Source organism: Citrobacter sp. Cpo126, from assembly GCF_030332445.1.
In the GTDB taxonomy this organism is placed as follows: domain Bacteria; phylum Pseudomonadota; class Gammaproteobacteria; order Enterobacterales; family Enterobacteriaceae; genus Citrobacter; species Citrobacter portucalensis.
This window is the reverse complement of the sequence record NZ_JAOWHT010000029.1, coordinates 142,202-156,125: the sequence shown is the minus strand read 5'-3', so window position 1 is coordinate 156,125 and position 13,924 is coordinate 142,202. Positions and strand designations below refer to the sequence as shown.

Here is a 13,924-nt window from a genome sequence, read left to right as displayed (position 1 = left end):
CCATGGGAATCGCACTGGTTACTGGCGGCAGTCGCGGCATTGGGCGGGCAACCGCGCTGCAGTTAGCGCAAGAGGGTTACACGGTTGCGGTTAACTTTCATCACAATATCCGTGCGGCAACGGAGGTGGTGAATACTATTGTCGCTGCCGGGGGAAAGGCGTTTGCTCTACGGGCTGATATCAGCGATGAAAGCCAGGTTGTGGCAATGTTTGAATCTATTGACCGCGAAGGTGAACCACTGACTGCGTTAGTGAATAATGCCGGGATTTTGTTTGAACAGAGCACGGTGGAAAGCCTAACCGCCGAAAGAATTAACCGCGTGCTGGCGACCAATGTTACCGGCTATTTTTTGTGTTGTCGGGAAGCGGTAAAGCGCATGTCGTTCAAACACGGAGGGCAAGGCGGGGCGATTGTGAATGTCTCTTCGGCGGCATCGCGGCTTGGTGCGCCATTCGAATATGTTGATTACGCGGCCTCAAAAGGCGCTGTGGACACGCTCACCACCGGCCTTGCGCTGGAGGTTGCGGCGCAAGGGATCCGCGTAAACTGCGTGCGACCTGGTCTTATCTACACTGAAATGCACGCTTCAGGCGGCGAGCCGGGAAGGGTCGATCGCGTGAAATCGATGTTGCCTATGCAGCGCGGCGGACAACCGGAGGAGGTCGCGCAGGCGATTACCTGGCTGCTGAGCGAGAAGGCGTCGTACGTAACGGGCAGTTTTCTGGAACTGGCTGGCGGGAAGTAGGGTTTAATCGCCGGATGGCGCTACGCTTATCCGGCCTACGGGAATTTAATCTGTAGGCTGGATAAGGCGTTTACGCCGCCATCCGGCAAAAAATCAAAGTTTCTCGCCGTTGCTGGCAATCACCGCTTTGTACCAGTTAAAACTTTTCTTGCGTGAACGCGACATATCGCCGGTGCCGTCGTCGTGTTTGTTCACGTAGATAAAGCCGTAGCGCTTGCTGTACTGACCGGTGGTGAACGAGACACAGTCGATGCAGCCCCACGGCGTGTAGCCCATCAGGTCTACGCCATCATAGGTTACCGCTTTCATCATCTCTTCAACGTGGGCGCGCAAATAGTCGATGCGATAGTCGTCGTTGATGCTGCCGTCTTCTTCCACTTTGTCGTAGGCACCAAATCCGTTTTCTACGATAAATAGCGGTTTCTGATAGCGCTCATACAGTTCACATAAGGCGAAACGCAGGCCGACCGGATCAATCTGCCAGCCCCAGTCGGACGCTTTTACGTGCGGGTTCGGTACGCTGCCCTCAAAACCAGAAATGGCATCGCCGCTGCCGCCTTCCGCTTTTACCGCGTTGGTCATGTAGTAACTGAATCCGAGATAGTCACAGGTGCCTTCACGCAGGATTTGCTCATCTCCGGCTTCCATTCGGATGTTGAATTCGCGGCGTTCCCACTCGTTCAGTACATATGATGGATAGTAGCCGCGCAGTTGAACGTCGGTGAAAACGTAGCGCTCACGCATCGATTCCTGCGCGAACATCACATCTTCAGGCTTACAGGAGAACGGGTACAGCGGCACCATCGCCAGCATGCAGCCGACTTTCATTTCCGGGTTGATGCGACGTGCGGCTTTCACTGCCAGAGCGCTGGCCACGAACTGGTGATGCAGCACCTGGTACATGGTTTCTTCCGGGTTTTCATGCTCGGTATACACCACGCCGGAGCAGCAATAACCAAACAGCGGTGCGCGCCAGTTGCGCTGGTTGTTGATCTCGTTAAAGGTCATCCAGTATTTGACCTTGTGCTTGTAGCGCTCAAAAACGACTTCAGCAAATCGGACAAAGAAATCGACGACTTTACGATTGGTCCAGCTACCGTATTGTTGAACCAGGTGCAGCGGCATTTCAAAGTGGGAAAGGGTGATGACCGGTTCGATGTTGTACTTCAGCAGTTCATCGAACATGTCGTCGTAGAACTTAAGCCCTTCTTCATTCGGCTGGCTTTCGTCCCCTTTGGGGAAGATACGGGTCCAGGCGATTGAGGTACGGAAGCATTTGAAGCCCATCTCGGCAAACAGCTTGATGTCTTCTTTGTAATGACCGTAAAAATCGACGGCTTCGTGGTTGGGGTAGTACTTACCGGGCTCAACTTCCTGAGTGATTTCTCGCGGAACGCCGTGTGCCCCTCCGGTCAGTACATCGCAAATGCTGGGGCCTTTGCCACCTTTGTTCCAGCCGCCTTCAACCTGGTGCGCCGCAACCGCGCCACCCCATAAAAAATCTTTTGGTAAGGTAAGTTTTTTCATCTGCGCTCAGTCTCAAATTAATACCATCTGATTTTGAGTCTAACAAAGGAAAGATAAATGTCACGATATAACAAAATAGCGCTAATGTGATTTGTTACATCCAAAAAACAGATTGTTTTTTTACGCTATTCTTTTCGCCAACTTGCGGCCGAGTGATTCCAGAATATAAATAACAGGGATCTGCGTGGTTATATCGTATACCCCGGCAATGCGCGTCTGTGGAACGTGCCAGGAGAGATTAAAGTCAGCCAATTTGGCCAGCCGCGAATGTTCATGACTGGTGACAGACAGGACCTTACAGTTATGCAGGCTGAACTGGCTGGCAAAACGCAGGATCTCTTCTGTTTCACCGGAAACGGAAAGCACGATCGCCAGCGCGTTTCTGGCCATGTCATTCGTTACCGGGAAATAAGGGTCATCAATGTGATTACTGAATTTTCCAACGTTTGAGAAAAAACGTGCGCCATATTTGGCTAAGGCTCCGGATGTTCCCGCCCCAACGAATATAATACGCTCGGAAGATAATATAATATCAACAGCCTGATCGAGCAGATTATCGAACTCATCGTTATTAACGCCTTTAAAGAAGCTGATAATTTCGCTAGCACCGAAATTAGCCTGTTGCGGTTCATTCTGCTCTAAATATAATTTGAAGCGCACGCGAAATTCTGAGTAACCTTCACACTTAAGCTTGCGGCAAAAGCGCAGTACGGTGGTAGTGGAAACACCCACGGCATCGGCCAGTTCGCGAATGGTCATGTACATGACTTTGTCACGGTTTTTGATGACATAGTTGTAGACCAGCATCTCAAGATTGTTGAGACTGGCGATGGCAGCGTGGGAGAACATACTCACAATGGCAAAACTCACTCATCAGACTTCATCTACAGGGAATAATAACATGCAGCCAAATGACATCACTTTTTTTCAGCGTTTCCAGGATGACATTCTGGCCGGACGCAAGACCATCACTATTCGTGACGAGTCTGAATCACACTTCAAAGCCGGGGACATTTTACGGGTTGGGCGCTTCGAAGATGACGGTTACTTCTGCACGATTGAGGTTGTTGGCACCTCAACCGTCACGCTGGATACGCTGACGGATAAACATGCCCAGCAGGAAAACATGACGCTTGAAGAACTTAAACGTGTCATTGCCGAGATTTACCCGGATCAGACGCAATTTTATGTGATTGATTTTAAATGCCTTTGATTTTAATAGTACGCATGTTAGCTGAAATTTAAAAACTAACACCATGATTTTTAATGGTAAATATTTATCTGGTAATTATTTTAGCTAACAGGTGTTCACTGGAACCATTCTCAGTTACGCTAGAGGAGCAATCACGATAGGGTTCGTTTCTCGGGAGTAAGTTATGGTTCAGAAGCCATTAATCGTGCAGGGATATTCGCTGGCAGAGGAAATAGCCAACAGCATCAGTCACGGTATCGGGCTGGTGTTTGGGATTGTCGGACTGGTGTTGTTGCTGGTTCAGGCAGTGGATACCAATGCCAGCGCTATGGCGATTACCAGCTATAGCCTGTACGGCGGCAGCATGATCCTGCTGTTCCTCGCCTCAACCTTGTATCACGCGATCCCCCATCAGAGAGCGAAAGTCTGGCTGAAAAAATTCGACCACTGTGCGATTTATCTGCTGATTGCCGGGACCTATACGCCATTTCTGCTGGTGGGGCTTGATTCGCCGCTGGCTCGTGGGTTGATGATTGTTATCTGGAGCCTGGCGCTGCTCGGTATTTTATTCAAACTGACCATCGCACACCGGTTTAAAATTCTGTCGCTGGTGACTTACCTGACAATGGGCTGGCTTTCGCTGATTGTGGTGTATCAACTGGCGGTGAAGTTGGCGGCGGGAGGCGTGACGTTGCTGGCTGTTGGCGGTGTGGTGTATTCGCTGGGCGTAATTTTCTACGTCTGTAAGCGTATTCCTTATAACCATGCGATCTGGCACGGTTTTGTGCTGGGCGGCAGCGTTTGCCACTTCCTGGCGATCTATCTGTACGTGGGGCAACACGCATAGATTCAGTGCAACCCCGGGGGCGGCGTAAACGCCTCGCCCGGGCTGTATTTTGTTGGCCGGACGAGGCAATGCCGCAATCCGGCGGCCTGTGCCGAATTGCCTAATGGCGCTGCGCTTATCAGGCCGACCAATTACTCTTCGTCTAACGAATATGGCAGCGGTACGATACGCAGCGTTTTTGCGTCGTCACGGACGCGGAACACGCTGTCGGCCTCCATGTCGTTATTCATCACAACCTGCACCAGTACCTGACCATCGGCCAGTTGTACTGCGGCAAGTACGGTACCAGTACGACGCCAGTTCTCGCCCATTTTTAATTCAAGGTCTTCGCCAGCTTCCGGTACTCGACCGGCGGCACCCGCCAAAGTCCACATGGCGCGTTTGTTGGCTCCGCGGAATTTTGCACGAGCCACCATTTCCTGACCGGTGTAGCAGCCTTTTTTAAAGCTGATCCCGCCCAGAGCCTGCAGATTGGTAGCCTGTGGAATAAACTGTGCACTGTTGGCTGTATCAATAACGGGGATACCCGCTTCGATATCCAGCGCCAGCCACTGCTGGCTGTTATTTAACTCAGCTTCGCCACGCAGCTTTTCAACCAAGGTTTCTGCTGTGGTGGCATCAACGATCAGCAGAAAACGTTCGGCAGGGTGTTCGAACCACAATACCGTGGAGGCACCTTCGGTAATGACCTGCTTATCACTGTTCGGTAATTCGCTAAAGAGATTGGCCAGCGCTGCACGTGCCTGGAATCCCGCTACGCCCAGCAAGACGCGCTCGTCGTCTGGGGCGATCGCCACCTTCGAGAAGACCGCGTATTTTTTCAGCTCAGTGAGCTGCGCATCACGCAGGCTACGGCGCTCAAGCCATGCAAAACCGTCACCCTGGCGGAACAGACGCAGGTTGCTCCACATTTTACCTTTGGCGTCACAATGTGCAGCCAACAGGTGCTGATGCTCGGTCATCTGGCTGACATCCGCCGTGACCTGACCCTGAATATACTTCTCACTGTCGACACCGGTGATGGTGGCGAGCGCCCAGTCATCGAGCGTCATTAGCGTCAGAGGTAAACGCGTTGACGCAAAAGGCTGGCGAGGAGGAAAAGATGTAAAAGCCATAATAATGTCCTGATTTGCTTAACGCAGTGATGATGACTAATGGTAAAAGAGCTATGGGCCATTGCAAGCGGTTTAAACAGGCTATTTGTGCCATATATTGTGCTTTGCGAGGAGACATCCAAAATTGGTGAATCCTTTGGCTTAATAAGGTTTTATTTAGCGAGCGAGCTTCAGTTTACTGATATTCCCGTAAAAAGAGCGGGAAAAACACGTTACAATAGCGGGATACTTCGTTTTCGCGAGACAGGGAGAAGAACATGGATATTAACAACAAAGCACGTATTCATTGGGCATGCCGCCGCGGTATGCGCGAGCTGGACATCTCGATCATGCCGTTTTTTGAACATGAATATGACAGCTTAAGTGACGAAGAAAAACGTATCTTCATCCGTCTGCTAGAATGTGATGATCCAGATTTATTTAACTGGTTGATGAATCATGGGAAACCAGCTGATGAGCAGCTGGAACAGATGGTGCGACTTATCCAGACACGGAATCGGGAACGTGGTCCAGTGGCAATCTGATTTACGCGTATCATGGCGCGCGCAGTGGCTTTCACTGCTAATTCATGGGCTGGTCGCGGTGTTTATTTTATTGATGCCCTGGCCATTGAGCTACACCCCATTATGGCTGGTTTTGCTCTCTCTGGTGGTGTTCGATAGCGTTCGCAGTCAGCGTCGAATCAACGCCTGTCAGGGTGAGATTCGGCTATTGATGGATGGCCGTCTGCGCTGGCAAGGGCAAGAGTGGTCTATCGTTAGCGCCCCCTGGATGGTTAAAACAGGTATGATGCTACGCTTGCGATCTGATGCCGGAAAACGTCAACATTTGTGGCTGGCAGCAGACAGTATGGATGATGCAGAGTGGCGGGATTTACGGCGGTTGATGCTGCAAAAGGCGAAGCAAGGGTAACGCATGACACATGCCTGATGGCGCGCAGCTTGAAGGCCAACAGTTAGGTGCGTCATGCAGGCCGGATAAGGCATTTACGCCGTCATCCGGCAAATCGGTTATCAGGACCAGTGCTCGGCCATTTCCCCAAGAATTTGCTCGCACCAGGCCTGAATGCGTTCATCGCTGAGATCGTACTGGTTCGTCTCATCCAGCGCCAGGCCAACAAACAGCTGTCCATCAGCAATGACGGGTTTATCGCTGGTGAATTCGTAGCCTTCTGTGGGCCAGTAGCCGACAAACTTTACACCTTTGGTGATCAGTTTATCGTGCAGCATACCCAACGCATCCAGGAACCATTCGCCGTATCCCAACTGATCGCCCATACCGTAAAGCGCGACAATCTTGCCCTCCAGGTTGAGGTCGTCCAGTTGCTCCCAGACCGCTTCCCAGTCCTCCTGAATTTCACCGAAATCCCAGGTTGGGATGCCCAAAATGAGCACGTCATATTGCTCCATTAGGGTCGGAGAATCGTCTTTGAGGTTGTGCAGTGTCACCAGTTCGGGACCCAGGATATCGCGGATTTTTTCTGCTGCCATTTCGGTGTAGCAGGTGCTGGAACCGTAAAAAAGACCCATGTTCATGACGTAAACATCTCAATTCTGCTGTAGCGTTGCGGGTAGTGTAACAGAATCGCCGCATTCTCGGCACAATGAGGCATAATGCATCAAAAATGAGAGTGGAATAAGGGGCGCGAGTGGAACAGGATCTGGCGCGCATCGAGCAGTTTCTTGATGCCCTGTGGCTGGAACGAAATCTGGCGGAAAACACATTAAGTGCGTATCGTCGCGATCTGACCATGCTTGTGGAATGGTTACATCACCGCGGCGCTTCGCTTGCGACCGCGCAAAGTGATGATCTGCAAGCCTTGCTGGCTGAGCGGATGGATGGAGGGTATAAAGCCACCAGTTCCGCACGTTTGCTCAGTGCGACGCGACGTTTTTTTCAGCATCTGTACCGCGAAAAATATCGCGAAGATGACCCCAGCGCCTCGCTTGCATCACCTAAACTTCCGCAGCGCCTGCCTAAAGATCTCAGCGAAGCGCAGGTTGAGCGGCTGCTACAAGCGCCGCTTATTGAGCAACCGCTGGAGCTACGCGACAAAGCCATGCTGGAAGTGCTGTATGCAACAGGCCTGCGCGTGTCTGAACTGGTAGGACTGACGATGAGTGACGTCAGCCTGCGTCAGGGTGTGGTACGGGTGATCGGTAAAGGTAACAAAGAGCGCCTTGTCCCGTTGGGTGAGGAGGCTGTGTACTGGCTGGAAACTTACCTGGAGCATGGGCGTCCATGGTTGCTCAACGGCGTATCGATTGATGTGCTGTTTCCTAGTCAGCGGGCGCAACAGATGACCCGTCAGACCTTCTGGCATCGTATCAAACACTATGCTGTGTTGGCGGGAATCGACAGCGAAAAGCTGTCACCGCACGTCCTGCGGCACGCGTTTGCCACGCATTTGCTCAACCATGGCGCAGACCTGCGCGTGGTGCAGATGCTACTGGGGCATAGCGATCTCTCGACAACGCAGATTTATACTCATGTCGCAACGGAGCGCTTGCGGCAACTACATCAACAGCATCACCCGCGAGCGTGAGTGCTGACAGGATAGGATAGGCTATGAAAAAACGTTTTATGATGTTCACCCTTCTGGCGACGGCGTTTTCCGGCATGGTACATGCAGACGACGCGGCAATTCGTCAGTCATTAGCAAAGCTGGGTGTGCAGAGCACCGAGATTCAACCTGCTCCGGTTGCGGGCATGAAAACCGTACTGACCAATAGCGGCGTGCTGTATGTTACCGAAGACGGTAAACATATTATTCAGGGACCGATGTACGACGTGAGCGGCGCAAGTCCGGTGAATGTCACCAACCAACTGCTGATGAAGCATCTGAACGCGCTGGAAAAAGAGATGATCATCTACAAAGCGCCGCAGGAAAAACACGTCATTACCGTTTTCACCGACATCACTTGTGGTTACTGCCACAAGCTGCATGAAGAGATGAAAGATTACAATGCGTTGGGGATCACCGTTCGTTATCTGGCCTTCCCACGTCAGGGGCTGGACAGCCAGGCTGAGCAGGACATGAAGTCTATCTGGTGTGCTAAGGACAAAAACAAAGCCTTTGATGATGCGATGGCAGGCAAGGGCGTGAAAGCGGCGACCTGTGATGTGGATATCGCTAACCACTATGCGCTGGGCGTACAGTTTGGCGTCAGCGGTACACCGGCGATTGTGCTGAGCAATGGCTATGTCGTACCTGGTTATCAGGGCCCGAAAGAGATGAAAGAATTCCTCGACGCACATGCAAAACAGACCAGCGGTAAATAATTCGCGTGAAACAACAGATACAACTTCGTCGGCGTGAAGCCGACGAGACAGCCGAGCTGCCTGATGACTTGCCGCCATTGTTGCGTCGTTTATACGCCAGTCGCGGTGTACGTAGCGCGCAGGAGCTTGAGCGTAGCGTCAAAGGAATGCTGCCGTGGCAGCATTTAAACGGTGTCGAAAAGGCGGTTGAGATCCTCTACAACGCCTTTCGTGCGGGAACTCGCATCATCGTTGTTGGCGATTTCGATGCCGATGGCGCGACCAGCACGGCGCTAAGCATCCTGGCGATGCGCGCGTTGGGCTGCAGTAACGTTGACTACCTGGTGCCAAATCGTTTTGAGGACGGTTATGGTTTAAGCCCGGAAGTCGTTGATCAGGCCTATGCCCGTGGTGCTCAGCTGATTGTCACCGTAGACAACGGCATCTCGTCTCACGCGGGTGTCGAACATGCCAGAACGTTGGGGATCCCGGTCGTTGTGACCGATCACCACCTGCCAGGGGATACGCTGCCGGGCGCGGAGGCGATCATCAATCCTAACCTGCACGACTGTGAGTTCCCGTCGAAATCGCTGGCAGGCGTTGGTGTAGCCTTCTATCTGATGCTGGCGCTGCGCACTTTCCTGCGTGACAAAGGCTGGTTTGATGAGCGAGGCATTGCACCGCCGAACCTGGCGGATTTGCTCGATCTGGTTGCGCTTGGCACGGTGGCGGACGTAGTACCGCTGGATGCCAATAACCGCATTCTGACGTGGCAAGGCTTAAGCCGTATCCGTGCTGGAAAATGCCGCCCTGGTATCAAAGCGCTGCTGGAGATTTCCAATCGCGACCCCCTAAAGCTGGCAGCCAGTGATTTAGGTTTTGCCCTCGGGCCACGGCTGAATGCGGCGGGGCGTCTGGACGATATGTCCGTTGGCGTAGCGCTGTTGCTGTGCGACAACATTGGTGAAGCGCGCGTGCTGGCCAATGAGCTGGACGCACTCAACCAGACGCGCAAAGAAATTGAGCAGGGTATGCAGGCCGAAGCGCTTACCCTGTGTGAAAAGCTGGAACGCAGTAGCGATACGCTTCCGGGCGGCCTGGCAATGTATCATCCCGAGTGGCATCAGGGCGTTGTGGGGATTCTGGCATCGCGCATTAAAGAGCGATTCCATCGTCCGGTGATAGCGTTTGCCCCGGCAGGTGATGGTACTCTCAAAGGCTCCGGGCGTTCGATTCAGGGGCTGCACATGCGTGATGCGCTGGAGCGCCTGGACACCCTTCATCCGGGCATGATCATCAAGTTTGGCGGTCACGCCATGGCTGCGGGCTTATCGCTTGAAGAGGCGCAGTTTGAGCGTTTCCAGCAGCGTTTTGGCGAACTGGTAACCGAGTGGTTGGATCCCTCCTTACTGCAAGGTGAAGTGGTGTCGGATGGCCCACTGAACGCGTCGGAGATGACCATGGAGGTCGCACAAATGCTGCGTGATGCCGGACCGTGGGGACAAATGTTCCCGGAACCGCTGTTTGACGGGCATTTCCGTTTGCTCCAGCAGCGTCTGGTCGGTGAGCGTCATCTGAAGGTAATGGTGGAGCCCGTAGGCGGTGGTCCGCTGCTGGACGGCATTGCGTTTAACGTCGATACCACCTGCTGGCCGGACAACGGCGTGCGCGAAGTTCAGCTTGCCTACAAACTGGATATTAATGAGTTTCGCGGCAACCGTAGTTTGCAGATTATAATCGACAATATCTGGCCACTTTAGCGTCACTAATCGCTATAAAAAAGGGCGTGGATTAGTTACAATCCCGCTCTTATCACCGCATTTTGACTAGTCCAATAAAAGAAATCAGACAATGTTTGAAATTAATCCGGTAAATAACCGCATTCAGGACCTCACGGAGCGCTCTGACGTTCTTAGGGGGTATCTTTGACTATGATGCCAAGAAAGAGCGTCTGGAAGAAGTAAACGCCGAGCTGGAACAGCCGGACGTATGGAACGAACCCGAACGCGCGCAGGCGTTGGGTAAAGAGCGTTCTTCTCTTGAAGCCATCGTTGATACGCTCGATCAGATGAGCCAGGGCCTGGAAGATGTCTCCGGCCTGCTGGAACTGGCTGTAGAAGCCGACGACGAAGAAACCTTTAACGAAGCCGTAGCAGAACTCGACACACTGGAAGATAAGCTGGCCCAGCTGGAATTCCGTCGTATGTTCTCCGGTGAATATGACAGCGCAGATTGCTATCTCGATATTCAGGCAGGTTCTGGCGGTACGGAAGCGCAGGACTGGGCAAGCATGCTGATGCGCATGTATCTGCGTTGGGCTGAAGCGCGCGGCTTCAAGACTGAAATTATTGAAGAGTCTGAAGGTGAAGTGGCGGGTATTAAATCCGTAACCATCAGAATTGCTGGCGAATATGCGTACGGTTGGCTGCGTACTGAAACCGGCGTACACCGTCTGGTTCGTAAGAGTCCGTTCGACTCCGGCGGACGTCGCCATACGTCGTTCAGTTCTGCGTTTGTTTATCCGGAAGTTGATGATGATATTGATATCGATATCAACCCGGCGGATCTGCGTATTGACGTTTACCGTGCCTCCGGTGCGGGTGGTCAGCACGTTAACCGTACGGAATCTGCGGTGCGTATTACCCACATCCCGACTGGGATTGTGACGCAGTGTCAGAACGACCGTTCCCAGCACAAGAACAAAGACCAGGCCATGAAGCAGATGAAAGCGAAGCTTTATGAACTGGAAATGCAGAAGAAGAATGCCGAGAAACAGGCGATGGAAGACAACAAGTCAGATATCGGCTGGGGTAGCCAGATTCGTTCTTATGTCCTTGATGACTCCCGCATCAAAGATCTGCGTACCGGGGTTGAAACCCGTAACACGCAGGCGGTGCTGGATGGCAGCCTGGATCAATTTATCGAAGCAAGTTTGAAAGCAGGGTTATGAGGAACCAACATGTCTGAACAACACGTACAGGGCGCTGACGCGGTAGCCGACCTTAACAATGAACTGAAAACGCGCCGTGAGAAGCTGGCGAGCCTGCGTGAGCAGGGGATCCCGTTCCCGAACGATTTCCGTCGCGATCATACCTCAGACCAACTGCATGCTGACTTCGACGCGAAAGAAAACGAAGAGCTGGAAGCGCTGAACATTGAGGTATCCGTTGCTGGCCGTATGATGACCCGTCGTATTATGGGTAAAGCATCATTCGTTACGCTGCAGGACGTTGGTGGCCGTATTCAGCTGTACGTTGCTCGCGATGACCTGCCTGAAGGCGTCTACAACGAGCAGTTCAAAAAATGGGATCTGGGCGATATCCTCGGCGCGAAAGGTAAGTTGTTCAAGACCAAGACCGGTGAGTTGTCTATTCACTGCACCGAACTGCGTCTGCTGACCAAAGCGCTGCGCCCGCTGCCGGACAAATTCCACGGTCTGCAGGATCAGGAAGCGCGCTATCGTCAACGTTACCTGGATCTCATCTCTAACGATGAATCCCGCAATACCTTTAAAGTGCGTTCACAAATTATGGCTGGCATCCGTCAGTTCATGGTGGGTCGCGGCTTTATGGAAGTGGAAACCCCGATGATGCAGGTGATCCCTGGCGGTGCCGCTGCGCGTCCGTTCATCACCCATCATAACGCGCTGGATCTGGATATGTACCTGCGTATCGCGCCGGAACTGTACCTCAAGCGTCTGGTGGTTGGCGGCTTCGAACGCGTATTCGAAATTAACCGTAACTTCCGTAACGAAGGCATCTCTGTTCGCCATAACCCAGAGTTCACCATGATGGAACTCTACATGGCTTATGCGGACTACAAAGATCTGATCGAACTGACCGAATCGCTGTTCCGTACGCTGGCGCAGAACGTTCTGGGAACGACTGAAGTGCCTTACGGTGAAGAAGTCTTCGACTTCGGTAAACCGTTCGAAAAACTGACCATGCGCGAAGCGATTCAGAAATACCGTCCGGAAACCAACATGGCCGATCTGGATAACTTCGACTCTGCAAAAGCGATTGCTGAATCTATCGGCATCAAAGTTGAGAAGAGCTGGGGTCTGGGCCGTATCGTGACCGAGATCTTTGAAGAAGTTGCGGAAGCGCACCTGATTCAACCGACCTTCATTACCGAGTACCCGGCAGAAGTTTCTCCGCTGGCGCGTCGTAATGACGAAAATCCGGAAATCACTGACCGTTTCGAATTCTTCATCGGCGGACGTGAAATCGGTAACGGTTTCAGCGAGCTGAACGATGCGGAAGATCAGGCGCAGCGTTTCCAGGATCAGGTTAACGCTAAAGATGCGGGTGATGACGAAGCAATGTTCTATGACGAAGACTACGTTACCGCTCTGGAACACGGTCTGCCGCCGACTGCGGGTCTGGGCATTGGTATCGACCGTATGGTTATGCTGTTCACCAACAGCCACACTATCCGCGACGTGATCCTGTTCCCGGCGATGCGCCCGGTTAAGTAAGATGTGAAATGCCGGATGGCGGCTGACGCCTTATCCGACCTACGATTCGTTATGTAGGCCAGATAAGCGTAGCGCCATCAGGCAATAATTTGTTGGCAGTAATTCCGCAACAGCGCACGCGCTTCTTTGTCTGCAACTTGCATTACCATCCACGGGCTAAAAGCCCACGGCGTCGCGTCAATCCCGCTTAAGACATCCTCAAGACTGCTCCACTGGCAATCCATCACTTCATCTGGGTTTAGCTGTAGCGGACTCACGATATGTGCGGCATAAACCGGGCACACTTCGTTTTCAACTATTCCACTCGGGTCTGTAGCGCGATAACGAAAGTCAGCGTATACGGGGCTGAGCAAGTCGATGTCTGCACCCAGTTCGAAGCGAGCCCGGCGAACAATAGCTGCTTCGTGGGTTTCACCCAGCTGCGGGTGACCACAGACAGAGTTGGTCCAGACGCCAGGCCAGGCTTTTTTGTGCAGCGAGCGGCGGGTGACCAGCAGTTGGCCCAGCTCGTTAAATATCCAGCACGAGAAAGCGGAATGCAGGGGAGTTGTGGCGGTATGCGCCGCATATTTTTCCAGCGTTCCGCAGGGTTGGTCCTGCTCATTCAATAAAATGACATGTTCCTGTCGCATAGCGTCCACCATCAATCTTAAGCACCCATATTATATGCTTAATTAAGTCAGATTGATTAACAGAGGGTGTGAAATGCCAGGGCCGACGATTCGTTGCGCGATATGATTTGGCATCCGGTGTCTGGCT

15 protein-coding genes are annotated in these 13,924 nt (G+C 52.6%); 10 read left to right on the top strand and 5 right to left on the bottom strand.

Features of this window, described 5'->3' with window-relative positions; all coding sequences use genetic code 11:
* Positions 1–2: 2 nt before the first annotated feature.
* Positions 3–746, top strand: coding sequence for an SDR family oxidoreductase (locus OGY17_RS07480; RefSeq protein WP_003825501.1), 744 nt, complete (start codon positions 3–5; stop codon positions 744–746).
* A gap of 93 nt (positions 747–839) precedes the next feature.
* Here OGY17_RS07480 and bglA read toward each other — a convergent pair whose 3' ends face one another.
* Entirely contained in the window at positions 840–2,273 is a 1,434-nt protein-coding gene (bglA, locus tag OGY17_RS07475) for a 6-phospho-beta-glucosidase BglA (RefSeq protein WP_191215418.1), read from the bottom strand.
* A gap of 120 nt (positions 2,274–2,393) precedes the next feature.
* Positions 2,394–3,122 (bottom strand): MurR/RpiR family transcriptional regulator, encoded by a 729-nt coding sequence (locus OGY17_RS07470; protein ID WP_008785744.1) that lies wholly within the window; start codon positions 3,120–3,122, stop codon positions 2,394–2,396.
* Positions 3,123–3,174: 52 nt separating this feature from the next.
* On the opposite strand from OGY17_RS07470, the gene yqfB reads away from it, so the two are divergent.
* Together yqfB and trhA are read left to right on the top strand one after the other, a co-directional pair.
* Positions 3,175–3,486, top strand: a complete 312-nt coding sequence (yqfB, locus tag OGY17_RS07465) for a N(4)-acetylcytidine aminohydrolase (RefSeq protein ID WP_008785743.1) — start codon at positions 3,175–3,177, stop codon at positions 3,484–3,486.
* A 163-nt stretch (positions 3,487–3,649) separates the two neighbouring features.
* The gene (gene trhA / locus OGY17_RS07460) at positions 3,650–4,312 is read left to right on the top strand and encodes a PAQR family membrane homeostasis protein TrhA (RefSeq protein ID WP_149608193.1); all 663 of its coding nucleotides are present in this window, start codon (positions 3,650–3,652) and stop codon (positions 4,310–4,312) included.
* Between the two features lie 131 nt (positions 4,313–4,443).
* Here the strand turns inward: trhA and ygfZ are convergent, their stop codons facing one another.
* Entirely contained in the window at positions 4,444–5,427 is a 984-nt protein-coding gene (ygfZ, locus tag OGY17_RS07455) for a tRNA-modifying protein YgfZ (RefSeq protein ID WP_008785741.1), read from the bottom strand.
* Positions 5,428–5,684: 257 nt separating this feature from the next.
* Here ygfZ and sdhE point away from each other — a divergent pair, with 257 nt between their 5' ends.
* Entirely contained in the window at positions 5,685–5,951 is a 267-nt protein-coding gene (gene sdhE / locus OGY17_RS07450; protein ID WP_003825514.1) for an FAD assembly factor SdhE, read from the top strand.
* Positions 5,932–6,339, top strand: a complete 408-nt coding sequence (locus tag OGY17_RS07445) for a protein YgfX (RefSeq protein WP_003825515.1) — start codon at positions 5,932–5,934, stop codon at positions 6,337–6,339. Before sdhE ends, OGY17_RS07445 begins: the two co-directional genes overlap by 20 nt.
* 101 nt (positions 6,340–6,440) lie before the next feature.
* Here OGY17_RS07445 and fldB read toward each other — a convergent pair whose 3' ends face one another.
* The gene (fldB, locus tag OGY17_RS07440) at positions 6,441–6,962 is read right to left on the bottom strand and encodes a flavodoxin FldB (protein ID WP_003026933.1); all 522 of its coding nucleotides are present in this window, start codon (positions 6,960–6,962) and stop codon (positions 6,441–6,443) included.
* A 113-nt stretch (positions 6,963–7,075) separates the two neighbouring features.
* Between fldB and xerD the strand changes: the two genes are divergently transcribed.
* The 5 genes from xerD to lysS all read left to right on the top strand — a co-directional run bounded on the left by xerD (position 7,076) and on the right by lysS (position 13,165).
* Positions 7,076–7,972, top strand: coding sequence for a site-specific tyrosine recombinase XerD (gene xerD / locus OGY17_RS07435; RefSeq protein ID WP_003825519.1), 897 nt, complete (start codon positions 7,076–7,078; stop codon positions 7,970–7,972).
* Positions 7,973–7,995: 23 nt separating this feature from the next.
* Positions 7,996–8,709 carry a bifunctional protein-disulfide isomerase/oxidoreductase DsbC gene (gene dsbC / locus OGY17_RS07430; RefSeq protein WP_048225463.1) on the top strand — a complete coding sequence of 238 codons (714 nt, stop codon included), beginning with the start codon at positions 7,996–7,998 and terminating at the stop codon, positions 8,707–8,709.
* Positions 8,710–8,714: 5 nt separating this feature from the next.
* A complete protein-coding gene (gene recJ / locus OGY17_RS07425) occupies positions 8,715–10,448 on the top strand; it encodes a single-stranded-DNA-specific exonuclease RecJ (RefSeq protein WP_191215419.1) in 1,734 nt (577 codons plus the stop codon).
* Between the two features lie 91 nt (positions 10,449–10,539).
* A protein-coding gene (prfB, locus tag OGY17_RS07420; RefSeq protein WP_100194817.1) for a peptide chain release factor 2 occupies positions 10,540–11,638 on the top strand; the annotation gives its coding sequence in 2 pieces (ribosomal slippage) (positions 10,540–10,614 and positions 10,616–11,638; 1,098 coding nt in all).
* A 9-nt stretch (positions 11,639–11,647) separates the two neighbouring features.
* Positions 11,648–13,165, top strand: coding sequence for a lysine--tRNA ligase (gene lysS / locus OGY17_RS07415; protein WP_005123357.1), 1,518 nt, complete (start codon positions 11,648–11,650; stop codon positions 13,163–13,165).
* Positions 13,166–13,242: 77 nt separating this feature from the next.
* Here lysS and idi read toward each other — a convergent pair whose 3' ends face one another.
* Complete coding sequence (gene idi / locus OGY17_RS07410; RefSeq protein WP_071446519.1) at positions 13,243–13,797, bottom strand: isopentenyl-diphosphate Delta-isomerase; 555 nt, start codon at positions 13,795–13,797, stop codon at positions 13,243–13,245.
* Positions 13,798–13,924 lie beyond the last annotated feature (127 nt).